22 protein-coding genes are annotated in these 24731 nt (G+C 67.6%); 11 read left to right on the top strand and 11 right to left on the bottom strand.

Going from position 1 to position 24731, the window contains the following annotated elements; translation table 11 throughout:
- Positions 1-29: 29 nt before the first annotated feature.
- The gene (hisS, locus tag G6N67_RS29400; RefSeq protein WP_036441206.1) at positions 30-1292 is read right to left on the bottom strand and encodes a histidine--tRNA ligase; all 1263 of its coding nucleotides are present in this window, start codon (positions 1290-1292) and stop codon (positions 30-32) included.
- A complete protein-coding gene (locus tag G6N67_RS29395; protein ID WP_036441204.1) occupies positions 1289-1954 on the bottom strand; it encodes an MBL fold metallo-hydrolase in 666 nt (221 codons plus the stop codon). The genes hisS and G6N67_RS29395 overlap by 4 nt, the downstream gene beginning before the upstream one ends.
- 121 nt (positions 1955-2075) lie before the next feature.
- Here G6N67_RS29395 and G6N67_RS29390 point away from each other — a divergent pair, with 121 nt between their 5' ends.
- From G6N67_RS29390 to ehuA, 7 genes are all read left to right on the top strand, one after another.
- The gene (locus G6N67_RS29390) at positions 2076-2906 is read left to right on the top strand and encodes a peptidylprolyl isomerase (RefSeq protein WP_036441201.1); all 831 of its coding nucleotides are present in this window, start codon (positions 2076-2078) and stop codon (positions 2904-2906) included.
- 1 nt (position 2907) lies between these two features.
- Positions 2908-3912 carry a peptidylprolyl isomerase gene (locus tag G6N67_RS29385; RefSeq protein WP_036441198.1) on the top strand — a complete coding sequence of 335 codons (1005 nt, stop codon included), beginning with the start codon at positions 2908-2910 and terminating at the stop codon, positions 3910-3912.
- A gap of 2 nt (positions 3913-3914) precedes the next feature.
- Complete coding sequence (locus tag G6N67_RS29380) at positions 3915-4904, top strand: SecDF P1 head subdomain-containing protein (RefSeq protein ID WP_051579245.1); 990 nt, start codon at positions 3915-3917, stop codon at positions 4902-4904.
- A gap of 80 nt (positions 4905-4984) precedes the next feature.
- Positions 4985-5878: an ectoine/hydroxyectoine ABC transporter substrate-binding protein EhuB gene (gene ehuB / locus G6N67_RS29375; RefSeq protein ID WP_051579244.1), complete on the top strand. Its 894-nt coding sequence runs from the start codon at positions 4985-4987 to the stop codon at positions 5876-5878.
- Positions 5879-5888: 10 nt separating this feature from the next.
- Complete coding sequence (gene ehuC / locus G6N67_RS29370) at positions 5889-6596, top strand: ectoine/hydroxyectoine ABC transporter permease subunit EhuC (protein ID WP_036441195.1); 708 nt, start codon at positions 5889-5891, stop codon at positions 6594-6596.
- Complete coding sequence (gene ehuD, locus G6N67_RS29365) at positions 6593-7252, top strand: ectoine/hydroxyectoine ABC transporter permease subunit EhuD (RefSeq protein ID WP_036441192.1); 660 nt, start codon at positions 6593-6595, stop codon at positions 7250-7252. Before ehuC ends, ehuD begins: the two co-directional genes overlap by 4 nt.
- A gap of 1 nt (position 7253) precedes the next feature.
- Positions 7254-8018, top strand: coding sequence for an ectoine/hydroxyectoine ABC transporter ATP-binding protein EhuA (ehuA, locus tag G6N67_RS29360; RefSeq protein WP_036441189.1), 765 nt, complete (start codon positions 7254-7256; stop codon positions 8016-8018).
- 32 nt (positions 8019-8050) lie between these two features.
- Here the strand turns inward: ehuA and G6N67_RS29355 are convergent, their stop codons facing one another.
- Positions 8051-9472 carry a cytosine permease gene (locus G6N67_RS29355; protein ID WP_036441186.1) on the bottom strand — a complete coding sequence of 474 codons (1422 nt, stop codon included), beginning with the start codon at positions 9470-9472 and terminating at the stop codon, positions 8051-8053.
- A 107-nt stretch (positions 9473-9579) separates the two neighbouring features.
- Between G6N67_RS29355 and G6N67_RS29350 the strand changes: the two genes are divergently transcribed.
- Positions 9580-11136, top strand: coding sequence for a PucR family transcriptional regulator (locus G6N67_RS29350; protein ID WP_036441180.1), 1557 nt, complete (start codon positions 9580-9582; stop codon positions 11134-11136).
- On the opposite strand, the gene G6N67_RS29345 is transcribed toward G6N67_RS29350, so the two are convergent.
- The 3 genes from G6N67_RS29345 to G6N67_RS29335 are packed head-to-tail and all read right to left on the bottom strand — an operon-like array spanning position 11130 to position 13713.
- Positions 11130-11984, bottom strand: coding sequence for a polysaccharide deacetylase family protein (locus tag G6N67_RS29345; RefSeq protein WP_036442193.1), 855 nt, complete (start codon positions 11982-11984; stop codon positions 11130-11132). The two genes, G6N67_RS29350 and G6N67_RS29345, sit on opposite strands and share 7 nt — an antisense overlap.
- A complete protein-coding gene (locus G6N67_RS29340; protein WP_036442191.1) occupies positions 11981-13090 on the bottom strand; it encodes an oxidoreductase in 1110 nt (369 codons plus the stop codon). The genes G6N67_RS29345 and G6N67_RS29340 overlap by 4 nt, the downstream gene beginning before the upstream one ends.
- Positions 13090-13713 (bottom strand): DUF1989 domain-containing protein, encoded by a 624-nt coding sequence (locus G6N67_RS29335; RefSeq protein ID WP_036441177.1) that lies wholly within the window; start codon positions 13711-13713, stop codon positions 13090-13092. The genes G6N67_RS29340 and G6N67_RS29335 overlap by 1 nt, the downstream gene beginning before the upstream one ends.
- A gap of 120 nt (positions 13714-13833) precedes the next feature.
- Between G6N67_RS29335 and G6N67_RS29330 the strand changes: the two genes are divergently transcribed.
- Genes G6N67_RS29330 through G6N67_RS29320 form a run of 3 tightly spaced genes read left to right on the top strand, consistent with a single transcriptional unit; the run spans position 13834 to position 17047 of the window.
- Entirely contained in the window at positions 13834-14430 is a 597-nt protein-coding gene (locus tag G6N67_RS29330; RefSeq protein ID WP_036441174.1) for a flavin reductase family protein, read from the top strand.
- Entirely contained in the window at positions 14430-15776 is a 1347-nt protein-coding gene (locus G6N67_RS29325) for an MFS transporter (RefSeq protein WP_051579242.1), read from the top strand. Before G6N67_RS29330 ends, G6N67_RS29325 begins: the two co-directional genes overlap by 1 nt.
- Positions 15773-17047 (top strand): amidase family protein, encoded by a 1275-nt coding sequence (locus G6N67_RS29320; protein WP_051579241.1) that lies wholly within the window; start codon positions 15773-15775, stop codon positions 17045-17047. Before G6N67_RS29325 ends, G6N67_RS29320 begins: the two co-directional genes overlap by 4 nt.
- Here G6N67_RS29320 and G6N67_RS29315 read toward each other — a convergent pair.
- The 5 genes from G6N67_RS29315 to secD are packed head-to-tail and all read right to left on the bottom strand — an operon-like array spanning position 17014 to position 24723.
- A complete protein-coding gene (locus G6N67_RS29315; protein ID WP_036441170.1) occupies positions 17014-19389 on the bottom strand; it encodes a RelA/SpoT family protein in 2376 nt (791 codons plus the stop codon). The genes G6N67_RS29320 and G6N67_RS29315 overlap by 34 nt on opposite strands.
- Before the next feature lie 40 nt (positions 19390-19429).
- Positions 19430-19996, bottom strand: coding sequence for an adenine phosphoribosyltransferase (locus G6N67_RS29310; RefSeq protein WP_051579240.1), 567 nt, complete (start codon positions 19994-19996; stop codon positions 19430-19432).
- A complete protein-coding gene (locus G6N67_RS29305; RefSeq protein ID WP_036441165.1) occupies positions 19951-21618 on the bottom strand; it encodes an ABC transporter substrate-binding protein in 1668 nt (555 codons plus the stop codon). The genes G6N67_RS29310 and G6N67_RS29305 overlap by 46 nt, the downstream gene beginning before the upstream one ends.
- Before the next feature lie 5 nt (positions 21619-21623).
- A complete protein-coding gene (secF, locus tag G6N67_RS29300; RefSeq protein WP_036441163.1) occupies positions 21624-22937 on the bottom strand; it encodes a protein translocase subunit SecF in 1314 nt (437 codons plus the stop codon).
- Positions 22938-22941: 4 nt separating this feature from the next.
- Positions 22942-24723, bottom strand: a complete 1782-nt coding sequence (secD, locus tag G6N67_RS29295) for a protein translocase subunit SecD (RefSeq protein WP_036441159.1) — start codon at positions 24721-24723, stop codon at positions 22942-22944.
- Positions 24724-24731: the final 8 nt, after the last annotated feature.

The following is a 24731-nucleotide window of genomic DNA, read 5'->3' as shown; positions in this document are numbered from 1 at the left end:
CCACTGTAACGACGAGCGCGCTCGCGGTGCTACGCCAGCCGGGAAATCACCTCGGCCACAACGGAGTCGGCGGCCACGTCGACCTGATCGCCGGTGCCGAGATCCTTGAGGCCCACGGTGCCCGCCTCGATGTCGCGGTCGCCTGCCACGAGCGCATACCTGGCGCCCGACCGGTCGGCCGCTTTCATCGCACCCTTGAGCCCGCGGTCGCCGTAGGCGAGGTCGACCCGGACGCCGCGGCCACGCAACTGCGCGGCGAGCTTCGCCAGTTCCAACTTGGCGGCATCGCCGAGCGGCACCCCGAAGACGTCGACCGCGCTTGACCGGCCGACCGTCTTGCCCTCGGCCTGCAGCGCCAGCAGGGTCCGGTCGACGCCCAGCCCGAAGCCGATGCCCGAGACGTCCTGACCGCCGAGCTGGCGCATCAATCCGTCGTAGCGGCCACCGCCGCCGATCCCGGACTGCGCGCCGAGGCCGTCGTGCACGAACTCGAACGTCGTCTTGGTGTAGTAGTCGAGACCGCGCACCATGCGTGGATTGATCACATACGGCACACCGAGCGCCTCGAGGTAGGCCTGCACCGTGTCGAAATGCTGCTTGGCGCTGTCGGACAGGTGGTCGAGCATGAGCGGCGCGTCCGCGGTCATCTCCCGCACCTCGGGGCGCTTGTCGTCGAGCACGCGCAGCGGGTTGATCTCGGCGCGCCGCTTGGTTTCCTCGTCGAGGTCGAGCTTGAACAGGAACTCCTGCAACAGCTCGCGATACGCCGGGCGGCATGTGTCGTCGCCCAGTGACGTGATCTCCAACCGGAAGCCGTCGAGTCCGAGCGCCCGGAAACCGGAATCGGCGATCGCGATCACCTCGGCATCCAGCGCGGGATCGTCGACGCCGATGGCCTCGACCCCGACCTGCTGCAACTGCCGGTAGCGCCCGGCCTGCGGCCGCTCGTAGCGGAAGAACGGGCCCGAGTAGCAGAGCTTGACGGGCAGCGCACCGCGATCGAGGCGGTGCTGGATGACGGCGCGGATCACGCCCGCGGTGCCCTCGGGCCGCAAGGTCACCGAGCGCTCGCCGCGGTCGGCGAACGTGTACATCTCCTTGGACACCACATCGGTGGACTCGCCGACGCCGCGCGCGAACAGCGCGGTGTCCTCGAAGATCGGCAACTCGATGTCGCCGTAGCCGGCGCGCCGGGCCGAGCTCAGCAGGCCGTCGCGGACGGCGACGAACTGCGCCGAATCCGGTGGCAGGTAATCGGGCACGCCCTTGGGCGCCTGGAATGCAGATGTCACAGAGTCAAACCTTCGAGAAACGGGTTGGTACGGCGTTCGTGCCCGATCGTCGAGCGTGGACCGTGTCCCGGTAGTACCACGGTCTCGTCGTCGAGCACCAACAGTTTTGTCACGATCGAACCGAGTAGGTCACGTCCGCTGCCACCCGGCAGATCGGTGCGCCCGACCGAGGACCGGAACAGCGTATCGCCGGTGAAGACGACGTCGTCGTGCCCACCGGACACCCGGAAAACCACCGAACCCCTGGTGTGCCCCGGCGTGTGGTCGACCGTGACGCCGATGCCACCGAGGTCGACCAAGGCCCCGTCCCGATCCAGCTCGACGAGTTGCTTGGGCTCGGAGAACAGCACACCGACCGCGAGCTGCGCCAGCCGCGGACCGAACCCTTTGATCGGGTCGGTGAGCATGAACCGGTCCTCGGGATGGATGTAGGCCGGGCAACCGTAGGTGTCTGCCACCTTCTGCGCCGACCAGATGTGGTCGATGTGGCCGTGGGTCAGCAGTACCGCGGCCGGAGTCAGGCGGTTCTCGTCGAGGATGCGACGCAACGGGCCCATGGCCCGCTGCCCGGGGTCGACGACGATCGCGTCGGCTCCGGGCCGCTCTGCCAGGACGTAGCAGTTGCATGCCAGCATCCCGGCCGGGAAACCGGTGATCCACACACCGCAAGTCTCCCATCTGCGGTTCCCGCGGGTCGGCAGGCCTGTGTTCAGCATCGCCTGGCACACTCGGAGCCAATTGGAATGCCCTATTGCCCTGCACCCGACGGAGAGGACTACGCCGGTGCCGACCAATGAACAACGCCGGGCCGCGGCCAAGCGAAAGCTGGAACGCCAGCTGGAACGCCGTGCCGCCAAGGCCCGTAAACAGCGCATTTTCGCCATCACCGGCACGGCCGTGGTCGCCGTCGCCGCGATCGCTGCCGTGGTGACCCTGGTGGTCGTCAATCGCGATTCCGGCAGCACCACCGCATCGGCGGCCACCACGACGCCCGGCGGCCCCGCTCCCACCGGCGTCGGCGAGAACTGCCAGTACCCGGCCGCGCAGGAGAAGGCCAGCAAGCAGGTCAACCCACCCCGCACCGGCAAGGTGCCCACCGACCCCGCCACGGTCAGCGTCAGCATGGTGACCACGCAGGGCAACATCGGCCTGCAGCTCGACAACGCCAAGGCGCCGTGCACCGTGAACAGCTTCGCGAGCCTGGCCAGCCAGAACTACTTCAACGACACGCCGTGCCACCGGCTGACCACCGGCGGCCTTTCGGTGCTGCAATGCGGCGATCCGACCGGCAAGGGCACGGGCGGCCCGGGCTATCAGTTCGCCGACGAGTACCCGGCGACCGACTTCCCGCCCGGCAGCCCCGAATCGCAGCAGCCCATCTCCTACCCGCGCGGGACGCTGGCCATGGCCAATGCCGGCCCCGGCACCAACGGCAGCCAGTTCTTCCTGGTGTACAAGGATTCGCAACTTCCCCCGAACTACACCAAGTTCGGCACGATCGACGAAACGGGTCTCGCCACACTGGACAAGATCGCCGCGGGCGGCGTCGCAGGTGGCGGCACGGACGGCGCCCCGGCGACGCCGGTGGAGATCAAGTCGGTCGCGCTCGACTGACGTGACACTCCCACCGCCGCCCGGCGGATACCTGGATCAGCCCGGGTATCCGCCGCCGGTGTCGCCGCGCACCAACAGCCTGGCCATCGCGTCGGTGGTGTGCGCGTTCCTGTTCGCCCCGCTGGGCATCGTGTTCGGCCACATGTCGCTGTCACAGATCAAGCGCAGCGGCGAGCAGGGCCGCGGCTTGGCGATGGCCGGACTGATCATCGGATACGTGTTGACGGTGGTGACGATCATCGCGGTCATCGTCGCGCTGGTGTTCTCCGTGATCGCGGTGCGGTACACCATCGAAGAGCTCGACGACGCGATGTTCCCCAAATCGGAGACATCCACCGCCACCGCGGCACCCACTCTGCCAAATCCACCGACGTCCGGCGGCGCGTTGCCCGCGTTCCGTCCGCCTGCCGATCTCGGCGCCAACTGCCAGTACCCCGCGACCCATGAGACCGCGGCCCGACCGGCCGCCCCGCCGCGCACCGGACAGGTGCCGACCGATCCGGCGACTGTCAGCGCCAGCGTCAGCACCGATCGCGGCAACATCGGCCTGCAACTGGCCAACGGCCGGGCGCCGTGCACGGTCAACAACTTCGCGAGCCTCGCCCAGCAGGGCTACTTCGACGGCACTCCGTGTCATCGACTCACGACCGGAAGCCTGTCGATGCTGCAGTGCGGGGATCCGGCGGGCACCGGCACCGGCGGACCGGGTTACTCGTTCGCCGACGAGTATCCCGTCAACCAATTGGACGAGCAGGCACTGAGCAATCCCGTCGTCTACCCACGCGGAACCCTCGCCATGGCCAACGCCGGTTCCGACACCAACGGCAGCCAGTTCTTCATGGTGTACCAGGATTCACTGCTGCCGCCGACGTACACCGTGTTCGGCACGGTCGACCAGACCGGCCTCGCGACGCTCGACAAGATCGCCGCGGACGGCGTCGAAGGTGGCGGCGCCGACGGTAAGCCCGCGACGCCCGTGACGATCACCTCGGCACGGCTGGACTGACGATGCCCGATCAGAGATCCACAGCCGTCAAGATCGTCGTGGTCTGTCTGCTCGCGCTGATGCTGGTCGGCTACCTCCTGGCGGTTTTCCTCACCAAGGACATCTGGGGTGAGCGCCAAGGCACCCGCCTGACGTTCACGGCGCAGACACCCGACGGCTCGGCGCCGTCGCCCGACGCCGTCGCGGAAACTCTGCCCGTGCTCGAAGGCAGGTTGGCCGGCCTCGGCCTCACCCACACCAAGGCCGTCGCCGAGAACGGCACCATCGTCGCCACCGTGGCGAACCGCAACGTCGACGCCGAAGCCGTGCGCGAAATACTGAAGCCCGGGCAGCTCTACATCCGTCCGGTCATCCACGCGATGCCGAGCAAGGCCGGCACACCGCCGCCACCGACCCAGCCGAAAGCCACCGAACCACAGCGGATCGCCGACGAGAAGCAACTGCGGCAGACCACCGACCAAACCGTGCAGATCCTGGCGCTGCAGTTCCAGGCCACCCGCTGCGGCGAGGATGACGTGCTGGCCGGACACGACGACCCGAACCTGCCGCTCGTGACATGCTCGGCCGACGGCCAAACCGTGTACCTGCTCAACAAGTCGATCCTGAGCGGCGCGGACATCGCGGGCGCGACGTCAGGGTTGGACAAACAGATGGGTCAGTATGTCGTCGACATGGAGTTCGACGATGCCGGTGCCCGCACGTGGATCAGGGAGTCGATCCCCGGTGGTCGCACCCAGATCACCGGGCAGTTCACCGCCGACTCCGCACACGAACTCGCGAGCGTGCTGAGTTCCGGCGCGCTGCCGTTGCCGTTGAGCCTCGATTCGTCCGATCCTCAAACCATCTCGGCTCCAACGTCTTTCATCGTCGCCCGGGTGGTCGTCATCGTCGCGGGAGCCGTCCTGGCCATGCTCGTCGTGGCGGCCGCGGTGTACCTCTTGCGCCGCAAGCCCGATGCATCCGAAAGCGCCATCCAGCCGCCAGGGTTTTGACGTCGCCGCTCAATCCGCATACGTTCAAACCGAACTGTGGTCGGTACTGACGTGAACGTGTGGATGCAAAAGGATTGACGATGATCTGGACACGACGAGATTTTCTGCGGGCAGGCGGGGTCGCAGGCGCAGCGGCCCTGGCGACGACGGGACTGCTCGCAGCATGTACGGAGGTGCCGAAATCCGGCGCCGGCGGCACGCTTGCCCGGATCAAGGATGCAGGCGTCGTCAAGATCGGCATCGCCGGTGAAGTGCCCTACGGATTCACCCAGAACGGCCAGGTCACCGGCGAAGCGCCCGAGGTCGCCAAGGCCGTCTTCAAATCCATGGGGATCGACCGCGTCGAGGCTACCCAGGTGGAGTTCAGCCAGCTCATCCCCGCGCTCAACGCCAGCCAATACGACATGGTGGCGGCAGGCATGGCGATCCTGCCCGACCGGTGTAAGAACGCGCAGTTCTCGGCCGTCGACTACGTCACCCCCACCGCGCTGCTGGTGCCCAAAGGCAATCCGCAGCGGATCAACACGTTCGAAGACGTCAAGGCCCGCGGCGTCGCCCTTGCGGTGCTGTCGGGCACCGTGGAAGAGGCCGTCGCGCAGGAGCTGGGCATCCCCGCGGGCAACATCCAGCCCTATCGCGGCCAGCCCGAGATGTTCCAGGCGCTGCGCGACCAGCGTGCGTACTGCGGTGCGCTGACCGATATTTCACTGCGCCGCATGCTCGCCGACAATCCGGGTGCGCCGCTTGAGGTGACGCCGGGATTCGTACCGGAAGTCAACGGCGAGAAGCGGATTCAGGCAGGCGGCTTCGTGTTCCGCCCCGGCGACGACGATCTCGTCGAATCGTTCAACACCGAGCTGAAGAAGCTCCAGGACAACGGTGAATGGTTGCGGATCGTCAAACCCTTCGGGTTCACCGAGGACAACCTGGTGCCCGACGACGTGACCACCGAGAAGCTCTGCGCGGCCGCCTGAGGGTCACTCCATGTTCGACAACATCGGGTTGTTCGTCGGTACCATCGCCGACGGACTGCTCCTGACGGTCGAGGCGACCGTTGGCGGCATCGTGATCGCGACGGTGCTGTCCTTCGCGGCCGGGCTGGCCATGGTGTCCAGGTCCACCCCGGTGCGCGCGGTGGCCCGCTGCTATGTGGAGATCTGGCGCGGCACATCGGAAATGGTCCAGCTACTGTGGATCTACTTCGTGCTGCCGATCCTGGTGGGTTATCAGATCGTGCCGCTGGCCGCGGGCATCCTCGTGCTCGGTCTCAACCACGGGGCTTACGGCGCCGAGATCGTGCGCGGCGCCATCCAATCCGTACCGCGCGCACAGTATGAAGGTTGCGTCGCCCTGAACTTCACGCGCGCACAACGCATGCGGCGCGTCATCCTGCCGCAGGCGCTGCCCGAGATGGTGCCGCCGTTCAACAACCTGTTCATCCAGCTGTTGAAGGGCAGCTCGCTGCTGACCGTCATCACCGTTCACGAGATGACGTACCAGGCGCGAGAGGTACTGATCAACAACCACATCTCGCAGGCCGCACTCATCTGGACGCTGGTGTTGCTGTTCTACCTCGCGCTGGCGATCGTCATCACCTATGCGATGCGCGGCCTCGAACGACGCACGGCGGCGCGGGTCGGACGGCGGCCCGCGCCCAGGCGGGCGCTGGCCGGTCTGCGGGGCGCCCCGTGATCTGGGACTGGCACTTCGCCGCCGAGATCTTTCCGAAGATCGTCCTCGACGGCTTGCGAATCACGCTCGGCGCCACGGTGTTCGGCTCGATCGTGGCCTATGCGCTCGGGCTGGCCCTGGCGCTGCTGCGCCGATCGCCCGTCGCCGTGGTGCGCACCGCGACCTGGGCGTTCATCGAATTCATCCGCAGCACACCACTGCTGGTGCAGATCTTCTTCCTGTTCTTCGTGCTGCCCAGCGTCGGCCTGAAGTTCGACCCACTGATCACCGGGGTCATCGCCATCGGCGTGCACTATTCGGCGTACACCGCCGAGGTCTACCGGGCCGGAATCGAGGCGGTGCCGGCCGGGCAGTGGGAGGCCGCGGTCGCGTTGAACCTGCCGGTACGCCGCACGTGGACCGCGGTGATCCTCCCCCAGGCCGTTCCACGTGTGCTGCCGGCACTCGGCAACTACACGATCTCGATGCTCAAGGAAACGCCGCTGCTGCTCACCATCGGGGTGCTCGACATCGTCGGTGCGGCCAATCAAGTCGGCTCGCGGGCGTTCCGATATGTCGAACCGATCACGATCGCCGGGGTGCTGTTCCTGGTGTTGAGCTATTCGGCGTCCCTACTCGTGCGATGGATGGAGCGACGTGTCCGCTACAACACCTGAGATGATCCGGTTCGACCACGTGGTCAAGCGGTTCGGCGACCACGTGGTGCTCGACGGGCTCGACTTCTCGGTGGGTACAGGCGAATTCGTGAGCCTGATCGGTCCGAGCGGATCGGGCAAGACCACGATTCTGCGGCTGCTGATGACGCTGGAACAGGTCAGCGACGGACATATCAACGTAGGTGGACAATGTCTGAGCCACATGACCCGCAACGGACGCGAAGTGCCCGCGGACGACAAATACCAACGGCAGATCCGGCAGCGCATCGGGATGGTGTTCCAGCAGTTCAACCTCTTCCCCAACATGGATGTGCTGCAGAACATCACCGAAGCCCCCGTGCATTCGCTGGGCCTGCCGAAGGACGAGGCCGAGGCCCGGGCCCGGCGGCTCCTCGACCTGGTCGGCATGTCCGAGAAGGCCGACGCCCATCCTTCCGAGCTCTCCGGTGGTCAGCAACAGCGCGTCGCGATCGCCCGCGCGCTGGCGATGGAACCCGAAGTGCTGCTCCTCGACGAGGTGACCTCGGCGCTGGATCCCGAACTGATCGCCGGTGTGCTCGCGCTGCTCAAGGACATCGCCAGCAGCACCGACATCACGTTCCTGTGTGTGACCCACGAAATGGACTTCGCGCGTGAGGTTTCCGACCGCGTGATGATGTTCGACAGCGGCAACATCGTCGAGGAAGCGCCGCCGGACAAACTGTTCTCCGATCCCGAAAACGAACGCACGCGGACGTTCCTGCGGGCCGTCCTGGAGCGGGGCTGACTCAAGATTCCCTGCTCGGCGAGGAAAATCGGTCAGGTCGCGCGGCGGCTCAGGGTCCAGTACAGCCCACCGGCCACCACACTGCCCGAAAGCCACGAGAAGTCGATGTTGCCGAGCGCGATCGCGACGGGCCCCTGCATCGCGGGCACAAGCCCGTACTGCCACGCCCAGCCGGCCGCGATACCCGCCGCCAGGCTGATCAACCCGGCCTTGTTCCATCGGGCGTAAGGGGATTCGCTCGCCGGCAGGTACAGGCCGCCGACGTCGAGAGCCCCGCGCCGGATCAATGTGTAGTCAACCAGCATGACTGCTGCCCATGGGCTGATCCACACCAGGATGGACACCATCCAGTTGTCGAAGGCGTGCGCGAAACTGTCGGCCTCGATGAACACCGCGAGCACCATCGCCGCCACCACACCGGCGCCCAGCGTGACCTTCCACCGTGCGGCCCGCACCCCGATCGACAGCGCAGCCAGCGAGCACGAGTACAGGTTGAGGATGTTGGTCGCGATCGGGCCGTGCACCAGCAGGAGCAGGACGGGCACCGCCATCACGCCGAACGTGCTGACCACAAGCGCCGACGGATCACTGCCGCTGCCCGCACTGGCCAGGCAAGCACCCAGGGCCGCCAGCCAGACGGTCGGCACGTACATGCCGAGCGACGACGACCAGAACACCGACCGGGCGGACGCGGTCACGCGGACGAAACGGCTGTAGTCGGATGCGTAAGGAATCCACGTCAGCCCCCAACCGACACCGATCGCGGTGAGCAACTGCGTGACGGCCGTGAACTTCTCCCCTGAGGTCATCGCCTCACCGGCAAGCGACCAGTGCACGTCGGTGGACACCAGGGCCAGCACCGTCATGATCGCCATCACCAGCGCTGTGGCGGGAACCGTGTACTTTTCGAAGCTGCGAATGGCATAGAAGCCGTAGAGCGCCAGCCCGAGTTGGACAGCCATGATCCCTGCTGCCACAACGACTTCCAACCACAGTCCACCCGTTACGCCGAATTCGGCCAAGACCGCCAGCACGAGGTCGAGCACGACCCAGGTGTTGACGCCCACCCAGCCCATCGTCAGCAGGAACTGGACGAGCCCGGGAACCACTGCGCCCGACAATCCGAACGGAGCCCGGCCCAGCACCATCTGGTTGACGGCCGTGCGGTGCCCGATCACGTTGAACGCACCGAAGACCGCACAACCGATCACGTTGCCGACCACGACGACCACGAGGGTCTCCACCAGGCTGAGACCCAGGGTTATCCCCAGCGCACCGAGCACCCAGTTGATCGGCGCGATATTGGCGCCGCACCAGATCCAGAACAGTTCCCATGGTGAGCAATCACGGCCTTCGGCTGAGACCGGCTCGATGCCGTGCGCGTCGAACGGCACTCCAGCAGGCGACGGAGGTGGTTCGGACGTGGTCAACGATTCGGTCGGTCGAGTCGACATCGAGGGCTCCTTTGCTCGGATTCCGCCCATCGAAACACTGCCAACCCCCGCGAACGAGTGTATAAACATCCATGATCAACCCAACCTGATTGGACGTCCGTACACCGATGTTGAGCCTCAGTGCGCTGATCGACGATCCGCAACTCGAATTGACGCTGCTGGTCGCCGGCCGGCCCGGGGCGGTCGACCAGGAGGTGTTGTGGCTGCACAACACCGAACTCCCCGACCCCTCGCCGTATATCCGAGCCACCGAGCTGGTGTTGACCAATGGGCTCTGGCACGCCGCGGTCACCGCAGCCGCGTTCGTCGACGCGCTGCAGCGCGCCCGGGCGTCCGGCCTGATCTTCGGCCTCACCGACCAGACGCCTTCGGCGCCAACAGATCTGGTCGAGGCCTGCGCCGCGGCCGGGTTGCCGCTCGCGACAGTGTCCATTGCGGTGCCGTTCACCGCGATCACACAGGCCGCCGCGCGGGTGCAGACCGAGGCCAGGCAATCCGCCCTGTCCAGGCTGGTGCGGCGGGGCAATGCGCTGGCCAGTTCGATCTCGCGAGGCGGTGGTGCGCAGGGCATTCTCGACGTGTTGCGCCGCGACCACGACCTGCCGCTGCTCGTGGTGGACCGGTTGGGCCGCCGGCTCGCAGGCATCGTCGCAGACGACGCTCAGATCCACACCGCCGCCGACGCACTCAACCGGCATCCACCTCCACTGGAAGTGGACATACCCGAAGTCGGCCCGGCCGCGGTGTACCTCGTCGAAGGCGCGATGGGCGACATCGACGCGGGCCTGTTCTGCCTGCGGCCGTTGACCGAACTGCGGCCGGCCGAACGTGACGCACTCGATCAGGCGGCCCGTTATCTGAGCCTGGAAGTCACGCGCCAGCAGGCACTGCAGGCCATCGAATCCCGCTTCTCCAGCGAGCTGCTCGAGATGGTGCTGTCCGGGGCAGCGCGGGCCCGCGAGGTCTCGGAACGGCTGCGCGCCTTCGGAATCGACCCGTCAGCACCACTTGCGGTGTACACGGTCGTGGTCGGCGCCGACGAGCTGCGGCCACCCGGCTCGACCGACGAGATCGAGGCCTTCTTCAGTCATCGCGGGATCCCCGCGGTCGTGGTGCCCGGCAGCCAGGACACCGTCGTGGTGTTCGGCTGGCACGACGATGCCGCGGCGCTGGTCCCCCTCGGGGAGGAGTTGGTCGAGACTCTCACGACCCGCTTCCCCACCGACCGCACCGTGGTCGGGATCGGCGACCTGGCCGTCGACGCCACCGCACTGCGGGAACCGTTGATCCGAGCCAGGGAGGTCTGCCACGTCATGTGGCGCCGTTCGACCGAATCCCGGGCAGGCACCTACGCCGACGTCGGTACGCATCGCATGCTGCTGGGCTTGCACGACCGCTCGGTGCTACGGCGGTTCGCCGACGACATCCTCGGCCCACTGCGGGTATACGACGAACAGAACGCCGCAGAACTGGAACGCACCCTGCGGACGTTTCTCGGCAACGACGGGCACTGGGCCAAAACCGCTGCGGCCCTGTATGTCCACGTCAACACGCTGCGCAACCGCATCGGCCGGATCAACGAACTGACCGGTCGCGATGTCACGCGGCTCGAGGACCGCGTCGACCTGTTCCTCGCGCTGGAGGCCGACTCACTCGGTCAGTAGGCGTCGACGGACGGCGGGGTGAGCGTGCGCGGCTCGATCGCCGGATCGGCGCGCACGGCCTCGGCGACGTCTCGGCAGCGCGCGAACCGCACGTCACCGCACTCCAGGGCGTACTCGATGAATCCCCGCAGGGCCAGGATCCGGCCGGGCCGGCCCGAAAGGAACGGATGCACACACAGATTGAACAGGCAGCGATAGTGCCGCATGCCGTCCAACTCGGCTCGCCACATCTCGGCAACCTTGACCGGGGATTCGATCACCGAGCCGATGTGCGGATCGGGCAGGTAAGCATACTGCTCCCAGTCGTCGAGGGACCAGTGCACGGGCAGCTCCACGATCGGCCCGGCCTCGGTCGCGATCCGATACGGACGATCGTCACCCATCAACGACGAGTCGTATTGCAGGCCGTGCTCGGCGATGAGCCTGGGCGTCTGCCAACTGGCGCCCCACAATGCGGCTCGGTGGCCGGCGATGTCGATGTCCTGCGCGGCGAACACCGCGAGGGCGCGTTCGAAGTCGGCGCGCTCCTCGGCGGCGGTCATGCTGACTGGCGACCGGTGACTGTAGGAATGATGGGCCACCTCATGTCCGCGTTCGACGATCGACGCGGCAAGCCCCGGGCGGTGTTCGGCGACCCAGCCCGGCATGAAAAACGTGGCAGGAACCGACAAGTCGTCGAGCAGGTCGAGAATGCGTGGCACGCCGACCTCGGGCCCGTAGGACTGATGCGACATCGCCATCATGTGCGCCGCGTACCGGCTCGCCTCGGCGAGGATCGGTGTCTCGGCGTCGACGTCGAACGTCAATGTCGCGACCGCACAGGCCTCACCATGCCACGGTGCGGTCATCGGGCGGCCGACCACGCGTGAGCATTGGCGATCGTCGCCATGGGCGACAACATCGCATGGTCGAACCGATCCAGTACCGCTCCGGACGAAAGGCGGTGCGGTAGATCGGGATTCGCGAGCGCCCCGCGGCCCAGCGACAGCAGGTCGGCATGGCCGCCCTCGAGCACGTCGGCGGCCTGAGTGTGATCGTGCATGCCACCGTTGGCCATCACCGGCAGGCCCGTCACCTGCCGTGCCACTGCCGTGATGGTCCGCCCGTCCGGGAATCGCGCGGTGTCGATGAAGTCGCGGCCTTCGCTCGCGATGTGCAGATAGTCGACGCCGGCCTCGGCGACCGCGGCGAAGATCACCTCCGCGTCGGCCGCACCACCGGGCCACCGGTAGCCGAAGTCGTTGACCTTGGTCTGCGACAGGCGCACGCCGACCAGGAAGTCTGCGCCCACTCGCGCGCGGACGGCCGCTGTCACCTGCGCGGTCAGCCTGATTCGAGCTGCCACCGACCCGCCGAACGCGTCGGTGCGCTCATTGGTGTACGTGGTGAGGAACTGATCGAGCAGATAGCCGTTGGCAGCGTGGATCTCGACACCGTCGAAGCCTGCCGTGCGCGCCCGCTCGGCCGCCGTGGCGAATCCCGCGACGACGGCGTCGATGTCGTCGTGATCCATCGCCCGCGGCACCGGCCAGGGGCCCGACCCGCCGTATTCCTCGAGCATCGTCCCGCGGGGACGCACTGCCGACGGCGCGATCGTGCCCACACCAAAGGAGTTGCCCTGTGACAGCGCCCCGGCATGCATGAGCTGCGCGACGATCGGCGCGCCCTCGCCGTGCACGGCGTCGACCACCCGCTGCCAGCCCGCCACGTGCGCATCGGTGGCAAGCCCGGGTTGGTTGAGATACCCCTGGCTGTGCGCGGTGTCGGGGTAGGTACCTTCGGTGATCACCAATCCGAAGCCGCCACGCGCGAATTCGGCGTAGTAGTCGGCCATCGCGTCGGTCGCGGTGCCGTCCGGCGCGGCCGAGACCCGGCTCATCGGCGCCACGGCAAGCCGGTTCGCCAGCTCGAGGCCTCCGAGGCGCACCGCGGTCAGCGCGGGATGGGGCGCCATCACGCGACCCGCTCCGTGAGCGGCGCCAGCTCGAGGGCCAGTGAGGTGGGCCGGTGTCCGTTGATGCCGTTGAGATCCATCGGGCACGCCGACACCACCACCACGCAATCCATGACCGCCTCGAACTCTATGGCGTCACCGGCTCGGCTCACCGCGGGCAACCATGACAGCACACCGCCATCGGTGACCGGGATGTTCATGAACACATTCACGGGCTGCGGGACATCGTTCACGCCGGCGCCGAGCTCTTCCACGGCGTTTCGCAGGTTTTCCGCGCACGAGCGATGGTCAGAGACACCGAGCGCGCGATAGCGCTCGGCGTCGCATGCCGAGATCAGCATGTCGTGGATGCCCGGTGAGGTATCGGCGGCCAGGGTCAGGATGGGCCTGCGCCGGTTGGTGACGAACTGCTCGCCCACCGCGGGGAACAGCCGGCCGGTTGTCGTACGAGTGTGTGACGCGCTCAGGTACTCGCTGAAATCCCCTGCTGCAAAGGCGAATACGTCGCCCACCTGGCCCCCTTCGACGTCCACCACCCGGATCCGGTCGCCGTGCCGCAGCATCACCGCGCGGCCGGTGCCTGCAGGCACCGCTGTTCGTCTCGTCGTGTTCGTGAACTCCATGACTCGCCATTCAAGCGACGGCCCCGACGCACGCCAATGGTTGTTCATCCACCATGCGCCCCGATTCGGTAGATATTTCTCCATATCGCGGGTATCCCCGCGGCCCTAGTGTTCCCGGTCATGCAATTCACGGTCATCGACGCCGGAGAACTCACCGCACGCAAAGCCTTCGGGCTGCTGAAAGCCGCAGTGGTGCCGCGTCCCATCGCCTGGACGTCGACCATCAGCCCGGACGGCGTCCCCAACCTGGCGCCGTTCAGCTTCTTCACGGTGGTCTCCTCAGAACCGCCTCTGGTGCTGTTGAGCCTCGAGTACCTGTGCAGCGGTCACCTCAAGGACAGCGCCGCCAACATCGAAGCCACCGGAGAGTTCGTGGTCAACATCGCACCGGCCGCCATGGCACCGGCCGTCGAGTTGACCAGCGAACAGTTCGACGCGTCAGTCGACGAGTTCGAGTTGGCAAGGGTCACCGCGATACCCTGCCGGCACGTCCGCCCACCCCGCATCGCCGAATGTCCCATAAGCCTGGAATGCCGCCTGCACACCACCATTCAGCCCGGCAGTGACCGGCTGGTGATCGGCGAGGTGGTCGCGTTCCACCTCGACCACGGCGTGCTGGACGCCGACGGCCGGGTGGAAATGAGCCGGCTCGATCCGCTCGCGCGTACCGCCGCACATTTCGCCCGTCTGCAACCCCTCACCCGGCAGGAGATGTGATGTCGCAGTTGATCGACGACGGACCGCTGACCGCATTCCACAAGCGGCTCACGGTGTTTTCGGCGGGCGGACCGTTCCTCGACGGGTTCGCACTGACCATCATCGGCATCGCGTTCGTCTCCATGAAGGACCGGCTGAGTCTCGACTCCGTCGACGTCGGCTTGATCGGTGCCGCGGCACTGATCGGTATCTTCGTCGGCGGATTGGTCTTCGGATACGTCACCGACCGCGTGGGCCGCAAGATCATGTATGTCGCCGACCTTTCCATGCTGGTCGCGGTGTCCGTCGCCTCGGCGTTCGTGACCGACGCGTGGCAGCTGGTGCTGCTGCGTTTCCTGCTCGGGGTGGCGATCGGCGCCGACTATCCGATCGCCAGTTCCCTTCTGGCCGAATTCATCCCGAGCCGCTACCGCGGCAGGCTGCTCGGTTCGCTGTTCGTGGTGTGGGCTGCGGGTGCGGCCGCGGCGGCCGCGGTGGGCTGGGCCCTGTCGGCGTTGGGTCCTGACGCCTGGCGGTTGATGCTGGCCAGCCCCGCGGTGTTCGGCGTCATCACCCTGCTGATGCGGGCGGGAACGCCGGAATCTCCGCGGTGGCTGCTGAGCAAGGGCCGCGAGGCCGACGCGCAGCGGGTCTGCCGGCAGGTCTGGGGTCCGCAGGCCGACACGTCTCTGATTCCCGCCGAGCCGCGCGCCACGTCGTACTCGGAACTGTTTCGTGGCGTCTATCTCCGACGAGTGGTTTTCGTCGGAGTGTTCTTCACCGCGCACGTCATCCCGTTGTTCGCGGTGTACACGTTCGGTCCGGACATCCTCGCCGAGATGGGTGTCGGCGCACACAACGTGTACGTCGCGGAGTTGGTCATCAGCGTGCTGTTCCTGGTGGGCGGGGTGCCCGGGCTCCTGCTGGTCGACAAGATCGGACGCAAACCGTTGCTGCTGTGGACATTTGCCATCATGAGCGGTGCGTTCATCGTGATGGCCGCCAATCCCCACGCGCCGGCTCCGGTCTTGTTCGCCCTGCTGGCCCTCTACGCGATCACGTCGGGAGCCTGCAACTTCATCGAGATCATCTATCCCAACGAGCTTTTCCCCACCGCGGTGCGCGCCAGCGCGACCGGTACCGTCGTGGCCATCAGCAGGGTGGGATCGGCTATCAGCACGTTCGTTCTGCCGCTCGTGCTGACCGGCACCGGACTCGGGGGCGTGATGTGGCTGTTGGCCGCGGTCAACGTCATCGGACTCGCGATCACGGTGCTCCTCGGTGAGGAGACTCGCGGCCGCGCGCTGTCGGACACCTCGGCCCCGGGCCGGTCCCCCGCTCTGGTCAGCGACGACGTCGACGCATGACGAGCCCCACCAGCGCTTCCGAACGGTGCGAGCAATCGCTGACCCGGGCCGCCGCACCTGCGGCCCGGGCCGCGTTGATCACCACCACCGCCGAGCGGGCCGTGCACGAGGCCGAACTGAGCGACGCCCGTCGCCGCACCGGGCGGCCCCGCAGCGAGCTCGATGGGGTGCCGATCGTGTGGAAGGATCTCTTCGACGTTGCCGGCACCGTCACCACGTGCGGGTCGGCGTCACACGCGGCCCGTCCGGCCGCGGCATCGGACAGTCCCCTGGTCCGGCGCGCCGGGCGTCTTGGGCTGGTCACCCTCGGCAAGGCCAATCTCAGCGAGTTCGCGTTCTCGGGCCTCGGCATCAACGCGCACTTCGGCACGCCCGCCAACCCGCTGGATCCCGCGCTCGTGCCCGGCGGCTCGTCGGCCGGTTCCGCCGTGGCCGTCACCTCCGGCATCGCACCCGTCGCGATCGGCACCGACACGTCGGGCTCGGTACGGATCCCCGCCGCGTTCTGCGGATGCGTCGGATTCCGCGCCAGCCCGAACCGATACGGCCCCAACGATTTCACGCCGCTGTCTCCCACGCTGGACTGTGTCGGGATCCTCGCGCGCACCGTCGCCCCGATCCGCGCGCTGGACCGGTTGCTCGCCGGCACCGCGGGAACCGACGGTGCGAGCGATCCGCCGCGCTTCGTCGTGCCTGCCGGCGAATGGATCGACGACTGTACCCCCGGAGTCCGCGGCGCGTTCGAGGCTGCCGTGGAACTGCTCCGTGGCCAGGGATTTTCGGTATCAGTGCAACGCATCGCGAGTTTGGCTGCGGCGCAACGCCTGCTCGACCGTCACGGCACGATCGTCGGTGCCGAAGCCCACGACCGCTACGGCCACCTCGTCTCGTCACCCCACATCGAACCGGCCACGCGCCGTCGCCTGCAGCGCAACGCCCACATCGACGCCGCACCCGTACGCGCCGGCATGCCCGGGCTGCGGCGGCAGTTCCGCGCCGAGTTGGCCGGTGCGCTGCTGCTGTGCCCCACCGTGCGCCATGAACCGCCCCGCATCGACACGCTGCTGGCCTCCGAGGCACGCTACGACGCTGCCAATGCCGCCACGTTGCGCACCACGATGGTGCTCAGCTACCTCGGTACGTGTGGAATATCGGTGCCGCTCAGGGTAAGCGGAATACCCGTGCCGATCGGGCTGCTCATCTCCGCGCCCGCGGGCGCCGATGCCGACCTGCTGGATCAGGCCGCGCTGGTGACGCGGTACACGTCGTAGACGCCCTCCACATTGCGCACGACGCTGAGCAGATGCCCGAGGTGCTTGGGGTCGCCCATCTCAAACGTGAAGCGGCTGATGGCCACTCGATCGTTGGAGGTCGTGACCGAGGCCGACAGGATGTTGACCTTCTCGTCGGCCAGCACGCGCGTCACGTCGGACAGCAGCCGGTGCCGGTCGAGCGCCTCGACCTGAATGGCCACCAGGAACACCGACGACGGCGACGGCGCCCACTGGACCTCGATGATGCGCTCGGCCTGCTGTTGCAGCGACGCCGCGTTGGTGCAGTCGGTGCGGTGCACGCTGACCCCGCCGCCGCGGGTCACAAACCCCATGATGGTGTCGCCCGGCACCGGGGTGCAGCACTTGGCCAGTTTGGTCAGTGTGCCCGGGGCGCCCGGGACCGCGACACCGGTGTCGTCGGTGCTGCGCTGCCGCACTGGCATGGTGGCGGGCGTGGACCGCTCGGCGAGTTCGTCCTCGGCCGCGTCGTCCCCGCCGAACTGCGCGAGCAGGCGCTGCACCACATGGCGCGCCGACACGTGCCCCTCACCGACCGCGGTGTAGAGCGCCGAGACGTCGGTGTAGCGCAGCTCTCGGGCCAGCGCGCCCATGGTCTCGCCATTCATCAAGCGCTGCAACGGAAGTCCACCGCGACGCACTTCCCTGGCGATGGCGTCCTTGCCCGTCTCCAGGGCCTCTTCGCGGCGTTCCTTGGCGAACCACTGCCGGATCTTGGCCTTGGCGCGCGGCGAGACCACGAAGGTCTGCCAGTCCCGTGACGGGCCCGCGTTGGGCGCCTTCGAGGTGAACACCTCGACGACTTCCCCGTTTTCGAGTTTGCGTTCCAGCGCCACCAGGCGGCCGTTGACCCGCGCGCCGATGCAGCGGTGCCCGACCTCGGTGTGCACGGCATAGGCGAAGTCGACCGGCGTGGATCCCGTCGGCAGCGTGATCACATCCCCCTTGGGCGTGAACACGAAGATCTCTTGCACCGCAAGGTCGTAACGCAACGACTCGAGGAACTCACCGGGGTCCGCGGCTTCCCGCTGCCAGTCGAGCAGCTGCCGCATCCAGGCCATGTCGTCGATCTCGGCCGAGGCGTGCGGATGCAGGACGCCGTTGCGTCCCCTGGCTTCCTTGTACCGCCAGTGCGCGGCGATGCCGTACTCGGCGGTGCGGTGCATGTCACGCGTCCGGATCTGCACCTCCAGCGGCTTGCCCTCGGGCCCCACCACGGTGGTGTGCAACGACTGGTAGACGCCGTAGCGCGGCTGGGCGATGTAGTCCTTGAAGCGGCCCGCCATGGGCTGCCACAGCGAATGCACCACGCCCACCGCGGCGTAACAGTCGCGGATCTCGTCGCACAGGATCCGGACGCCGACCAGGTCGTGGATGTCGTCGAAATCGCGGCCTTTGACGATCATCTTCTGGTAGATCGACCAGTAGTGCTTGGGCCTGCCCTCGACCACGGCGTTGATCTTCATGGCCGACAGCGCCACCCCGACCTCGGCCCGCACCTTGGCCAGGTAGGTGTCGCGTGACGGCGCACGGTCGGCCACCAGCCGCACGATCTCCTCGTACTTCTTGGGGTGCAGGATCGCGAACGACAGATCCTCCAGCTCCCACTTCACGGTCGCCATACCGAGCCGGTGAGCAAGGGGCGCAATGACTTCCAGCGTCTCGCGGGCCTTGCGCGCCTGCTTCTCGGGCGGCAGGAACCGCATGGTGCGCATGTTGTGCAGCCGGTCGGCGACCTTGATCACCAGAACCCGGGGATCGCGGGCCATCGCGATGATCATCTTGCGGATGGTCTCGCCCTCGGCCGCGCTGCCGAGCACCACCTTGTCGAGTTTGGTGACACCGTCGACCAGGTGGCCGACCTCGCTGCCGAACTCCGCGGTCAGCGCCTCGAGCGTGTAGCCGGTGTCCTCGACAGTGTCGTGCAGCAGCGCCGCGACGAGCGTCGTGGTGTCCATGCCGAGCTCGGCCAGGATGTTGGCGACCGCGAGCGGATGCGTGATGTAGGGATCACCGGATTTGCGGAGCTGGTCGGCGTGGCGCTGGTCGGCAACCTCGTAGGCCCGCTGCAGCAACTGCAGGTCGGCCTTCGGGTAGATCTCGCGGTGGACGGCCACCAACGGTTCCAGCACGGGGTTGACCGTGCTGCGCTGGACGGTCATCCGGCGGGCCAGGCGCGCCCGGACACGGCGCGACGCACTGCTCTTGGTGGTGTCGAGCGCCTGGGTCTCGGCGGGTTTCGGCGCGGCGGGGGCCGCCGCCTCGGTCTTGGCGGCCGGGAGCGACTGCACGACCTGGCTTGTGCCTGAATCCTCAGCCACGTGTCACCTCCCGTTCATCGCCAGATTTCGAGGATATCCCTCACACGGTGTGCAGGCTGTCAACCGGCAGCGGTGCGACCGCATTCCGCCCGCCCAGGGCCGTCAATTCGAGCACGACCGCCGCGCGGGTGACGGTGGCACCACCGGCCCGCAGCAGCCGCGCCGCGGCGGCCAGCGTCCCGCCGGTGGCGAGCACATCGTCGATGATCACAACGTTGCGGCCGGCGATGTCAATCCCGTCGGCCGGGATCTCCAGCGTCGCGGTGCCGTACTCGAGCTGGTAGCTCACGCTGTGCACCGGCGGCGGCAGCTTGCCTCCCTTGCGCACCGCCAGCACACCGGTGCCGAGCCGCGTGGCGACCGCGGCACCGAGCAGGAACCCGCGTGCGTCGAGACCGGCCACCAGGTCCGCACCGTCGGCACTGGCCGCGAGCGCATCGGTGACGGCGTTGAGCCCGTGGGCGTCGGCCAGCAGCGGTGTCAGATCCTTGAACTGGATGCCAGGGTCCGGAAAGTCCGGCACTTCCCGGGTCAGCGACGCGACCAGCGCGGAGACGTCGCTCACTTCGACAACTTCCAGCGGTCCATGTTCCAGCCGGCTCCCCATCGCGTCGGATTGCTGCTCACGGCGTACATCTTGGTCGACGTGAGCACTGTGCGCTGTTGCCGGTACAACGGCAGCGTCGGCATGTCGCCCCACAGGATCGGCGCGCCTTCGCCCACCAGTCGCGCCACCTCCTTCGGATCGGAGGTCACCGCGAGCGCGTCGATGATGCCGTCGACACGTTCGTTGTCGTAGCGAGACAGGTTGTTGCCGTTGCCGACGTGCAGCGCATAGGCGTCGATGGCCGACGAGCCCGACGAGCCACTGCCCGCGGCGCCTCCCGTGCTGGCCAGCAGCGCGTCGAACTCGTTGTTGCGCAGTGCGAGCGGCCCGGCCGATTCAGAACCGGCATCCTGCACGGTGATGCCCGCGGGCGCACACGCTTTCGCGATCGCGCCGACCGTCGCGGCCAGCCGGGCGTTCGGGGTCTGGTAGCCGATCCGGACCGTCAGTGGCTGGTTGTTGAGCGCGGCACGCGCGGCGTCGGGGTTGGCCGCCACGAACTGGCCTGCTTCGGCGGCTCCCTCGGCGGCGCTGTAGGCATCGTCGCCGGCCGGGCTCAACCGCGAGTTGACGATCGGCATCTCGGCGTTGCGCGCGATCACGTCCCGCGGCGTGCACAGCGCCACGGCGCGCCGGTTGGGTGTCGCGGCCAGCGGTCCGCCGGGCGCGAAGATCAGCTGCTCGACGCCGGCCGACGGGGCTTCGGTGCTGACGTAGTCGTCGGGCAGGTTGAGCAGCCCCGAGGATCCGCTCGCGATGTCGACGACGTCGAACGAGCCCTCGTTCACCCGCTCCTGGATGTCGGCGCCGCGCGGCCACACCGCGACCTTGCCCGTGATCGGCTTGCCACCCCACCACTGCTCGTTGGCGACCAGGACGACGACGCCGCCGTCCGACACCGAATCGAGCCGATACGGCCCCGACGATGGAAAGCGCTTGAGATCCAGGTCCGGTTTGAGATCCCAGACGGTGTTCCAGGCCTGCGCGATGCGGTCCACCGTGGGTGCGTCACCGGTCTGCAGTGCGTTGGTGACCCCGGCGTCGCCGAGGCCCAGTTCGTCGGCGATGACGTGCGAGGGCATGAGCGAGGTCGCCGAGAACAACTGGCCGTAATCGATGAACGCCCGGTCCTGGACGAACGAAACCCTGGCCTTCTTCTGCCCGGGTGCACAGTCCACGGTGGCGATGTCGCGGTAGCCGGCCTGGCTGGCTGCGTCGAACGCGGGATACCGACCGGACTGGGAGGCCCAGGTGAGCACCAGATCGTCGCACGTGACGGGCTTGCCGTCGGAGTACACCGCGCTGTCGTTGATCACGTAGTCGAGCACGAGCGGGGCGCGCCCGACGACCGACACCGCCCCGAAATCGTGGTCGGCGACGATCTGGCCGTCCGGCCCGTGGTAGGTGAAGCCGGTCAGCGTCCGCGCGAACGCCTGCGGCCCCGCCGACGCCGCACCGGCCACCGTGTTGGTGTTGTAGGTGCTGAGCGTGCCGTCGACGGCATAGTCGATCTCATCGGCCGAGCCGCCCATGCAGCCGGAAAGCCCGATCCCGGCCAGCAGCGACAGCGTCGCGACGGTCGCCGCGGCCTTGATCCGGGCTGTGGCCCCCCGTTGAGGCATCAGACTTACCGCCGGGTGTTCCGCTTGCCCGACGGCCGACCGGTCTTCGAGGCCGACGGACGCGACGGCCGAGCACCCGGTGCCGGCTTCTCGGGAGCGGGCCGGCTGGACACCGCGGCCGAAACGGTTTCGGCTTCCTCGGTGTCCACGGAGTCCTCGTCGGCCTTGTCAGGCTTGTCGGCAGCCTGCTTTGCCGCCGTCTTCTTGGACGACTTGCCTGCGGCCGGATTGCGGCGGTTGAGCACGCGCTTGGTGTGCCTGCGCACCAGGTCGGTGCGCTCACGCAGCGATACCAGCAGCGGGGTCGCGAAGTAGATCGACGAATAGGTGCCGACGATCACGCCGACGAGCTGCACGAGCGCGAGGTCCATCAGAGTGCCGACCCCGAGCAGCCAGACCGCCACCACGATCAGCGCGACGATCGGCAGCACCGAGATGAGGCTCGTGTTGATCGACCGCATGAACGTCTGGTTGACGGCGAGGTTGGCCTGCTCGGCGAACGTGCGCCGCGTCGTGTGTTCGAACCCGTGAGTGTTCTCCTCGACCTTGTCGAACACGATGACCGTGTCGTAGAGCGAGAAGCCCAGGATGGTCAGCAGGCCGATGACGGTCGCGGGCGTGACCTCGAAACCGACCAGTGAGTAGATGCCCGCCGTGACCACGAGGTCGAACACGAGCGTCAGCAACGCCGAGATGGCCATGTAGCGCTCGTAGCGCACGGTGATGTAGATGGCCGCCAGCACGAGGAACACCACCAGCGCGATCAGCGCCTTCTGGGTGATCTGGCCACCCCAGGTCTCGGAGACCGCGGAATCACTGATGGCCTGCTTGCTCGGCTGGCCGTCACTGCCTTTGGGATGGAACGCGTCGAACAGCGCCGTCCGCAGCTTCTCGGTGTCGTCGTTGGTCAGCGTTTCCGAGCGGATCTGGACCGTGGCAGAAGCGCCGTTGCCGACCTGGACCACCGATTCCGGGCTGCGGCCGAGCGTCTTGCTGAAGACGTCTTCGACCTGCTGCGTGCTCACCACACCGTCGGCGCCTGCCGCGGGCAACGACACCTTGGTGCCGCCCTCGAAGTCGATGCCGAAGGTGAATCCGCGCACCACCATGCTGACGATCGCGATGGCGACCATCAGTCCGCTGACGGTGTACCAGAGCTTGCGGCGGCCGACCACCTCGAAGGCGCCGGTACCGGTGTAGAGCCTGACGAAGAAGCCATGACGCGGGGCCTGCGCCGAAGCGACCGTATCGGTGCTCTTCTCGATGCTCTCGGCCTCCTCCGCGGTGGATTCGATGTCGTTTGAGTGTTTCGCGGCCATTCGCCTATCCCCGTCCCGCCGTCGCATGTGCAGCTTCGCGCCGTTCCCGCGCGATCTGCTGCACCGCACCAAGTCCGTTGAGTGCCGGTTTGGCCATGGTCGGAGACTTCGATGCCAGGTACACCAGCGGCCAGGTCACCAGGAACACCACGACGAGGTCGAGGATCGTGGTCAGGCCGAGGGTGAACGCGAAGCCCTTGACCTGGCCGACGGCCAGGAAATAGAGCACCGCGGCGGCCAGGAAGGTGACCGCGTTACCGGACACGATGGTCTTGCGGGCCCGCGCCCAACCGCGCGGTACCGCGGACCGGAAACTCCGGCCCTCGCGGATCTCGTCCTTGATGCGTTCGAAGAACACCACGAACGAGTCGGCTGTCGTGCCTATACCGATGATCAGACCCGCGATGCCGGCCAGGTCGAGCGTGTAGCCGATGTATCTGCCCAGCAGCACGAGGATCGCGAAGACGGCTGCGCCCGACGCGACCAGTGACAGCGCCACGAGCAGTCCGAGCACGCGGTAGTACAGCAGCGAGTAGATCAGCACCGCAGCCAGTCCGATGGCACCGGCGATCAGGCCGGCCCGCAGTGACGACAGCCCCAGGGTGGCCGAAACCGTTTCCGCCTCAGAGGATTCGAAGGACAGCGGCAGTGACCCGTACTTCAGGACGTTGGCCAGTTCTTTGGCCGAGTCGGCGGTGAACTGGCCGGTGATCTGGGTGTTCCCGCCCGGGATGGCCTCGCGGATCTCCGGCGCGCTGACCACCCGGGAGTCCAGGGTGAACGCGGTCTGGGTGCCGACGTTGGCGGCCGTGAAGTCCGCCCACGTGGTGGCGCCGCCACTCTTGAACTCGACGTCGACGACGTACTGGCCCTGCTGGGAATCCAGGCCCGACGTGGCGTTCTTGATCTCTTCGCCGCTCATGATCGACTTGTTGAGCAGGTAGACGGTCTGGCCGTCGGTCGAACACGTCACCAATGGCAGGTTCGGATCGTCGTTGCCCGCGAGCACGTCATCCTCACCACAGCGCGTGGCCTGGAACTGCAGCGCGAGGATCTGCACGGTCTGGTCGGTGCTCTGCCGCAACTGCTTCTCGTCGGCAATCCGTTGCGCCAGATCGGCTTTCGGATCACCCGGTTTGGCAGGCGCGGGCGCCGGTGCCGGCGCGGGAGCCGGCGTCGGCTCGCCGGGCGTGGGAGCCGGATCCTGCGGGAACGGCCGGGGCTGCGGAGCCGGCTGCTCGGCCGGCGGCACCGCAGGCGCCTCGGCGGGTGGCGCCGCCGGCGCCTCGCCGGGCGCGCCGCCCGGCAGTCCCAGCTCGCCGGGAAGGCCGCCCGGCAGTCCGGCAGGCGGAGCTCCCGGCGGCGCGGCGGGCGGCTGCTGCTGGCCGTTCTCCGCGCGCGGCTTGGCGGCCATCGCGTGGATGACGGGCCGGATGTACAGCCGAGCGGTCTGCCCGAGGTTGCGGGCCTCGCTGCCGTCGTTCCCGGGCACGGTGATCACCAGGTTGTTGCCGTCGATGACGACCTCAGAGCCCGAGACGCCGAGCCCGTCGACGCGGGCACTGATGATCTGCTGGGCCTGGTTGAGCGCTTCGCGGGTGGGCGCGGAGCCGTCCGGGGTGCGTGCGGTCAGCGTGACCCGGGTACCGCCCTGCAGGTCGATGCCGAGTTTCGGGTCGGGCTGCTTGTCGCCGGTCAGGAACACCAGCAGGTAGACGCCGACAAGCAGCACCAGGAAGAGCGTCAGGTAGCGGGCAGGGTGCACCGGCGCCGAAGACGATGCCACGTTGTTCG

The sequence above is a fragment of the Mycolicibacterium mageritense genome, from assembly GCF_010727475.1.
In the GTDB taxonomy this organism is placed as follows: Bacteria; Actinomycetota; Actinomycetes; order Mycobacteriales; family Mycobacteriaceae; genus Mycobacterium; species Mycobacterium mageritense.
This window is presented reverse-complemented; position numbering and strand designations above follow the sequence as displayed.

Bases quoted from the DNA above. Each gene is read 5' to 3' on its own strand.
- G6N67_RS29380 (WP_051579245.1), top strand. From the start codon at position 3,915: ATGCCCGATCAGAGATCCACAGCCGTCAAGATCGTCGTGGTCTGTCTG.
- ehuB (WP_051579244.1), top strand. From the start codon at position 4,985: ATGATCTGGACACGACGAGATTTTCTGCGGGCAGGCGGGGTCGCAGGC.
- ehuC (WP_036441195.1), top strand. From the start codon at position 5,889: ATGTTCGACAACATCGGGTTGTTCGTCGGTACCATCGCCGACGGACTG.
- ehuA (WP_036441189.1), top strand. From the start codon at position 7,254: ATGATCCGGTTCGACCACGTGGTCAAGCGGTTCGGCGACCACGTGGTG.
- G6N67_RS29355 (WP_036441186.1), bottom strand. From the start codon at position 9,472: ATGTCGACTCGACCGACCGAATCGTTGACCACGTCCGAACCACCTCCG.
- G6N67_RS29350 (WP_036441180.1), top strand. From the start codon at position 9,580: ATGTTGAGCCTCAGTGCGCTGATCGACGATCCGCAACTCGAATTGACG.
- G6N67_RS29345 (WP_036442193.1), bottom strand. From the start codon at position 11,984: ATGACCGCACCGTGGCATGGTGAGGCCTGTGCGGTCGCGACATTGACG.
- G6N67_RS29340 (WP_036442191.1), bottom strand. From the start codon at position 13,090: ATGGCGCCCCATCCCGCGCTGACCGCGGTGCGCCTCGGAGGCCTCGAG.
- G6N67_RS29335 (WP_036441177.1), bottom strand. From the start codon at position 13,713: ATGGAGTTCACGAACACGACGAGACGAACAGCGGTGCCTGCAGGCACC.
- G6N67_RS29330 (WP_036441174.1), top strand. From the start codon at position 13,834: ATGCAATTCACGGTCATCGACGCCGGAGAACTCACCGCACGCAAAGCC.
- G6N67_RS29325 (WP_051579242.1), top strand. From the start codon at position 14,430: ATGTCGCAGTTGATCGACGACGGACCGCTGACCGCATTCCACAAGCGG.
- G6N67_RS29320 (WP_051579241.1), top strand. From the start codon at position 15,773: ATGACGAGCCCCACCAGCGCTTCCGAACGGTGCGAGCAATCGCTGACC.
- G6N67_RS29310 (WP_051579240.1), bottom strand. From the start codon at position 19,996: ATGGGGAGCCGGCTGGAACATGGACCGCTGGAAGTTGTCGAAGTGAGC.
- G6N67_RS29305 (WP_036441165.1), bottom strand. From the start codon at position 21,618: ATGCCTCAACGGGGGGCCACAGCCCGGATCAAGGCCGCGGCGACCGTC.
- secF (WP_036441163.1), bottom strand. From the start codon at position 22,937: ATGGCCGCGAAACACTCAAACGACATCGAATCCACCGCGGAGGAGGCC.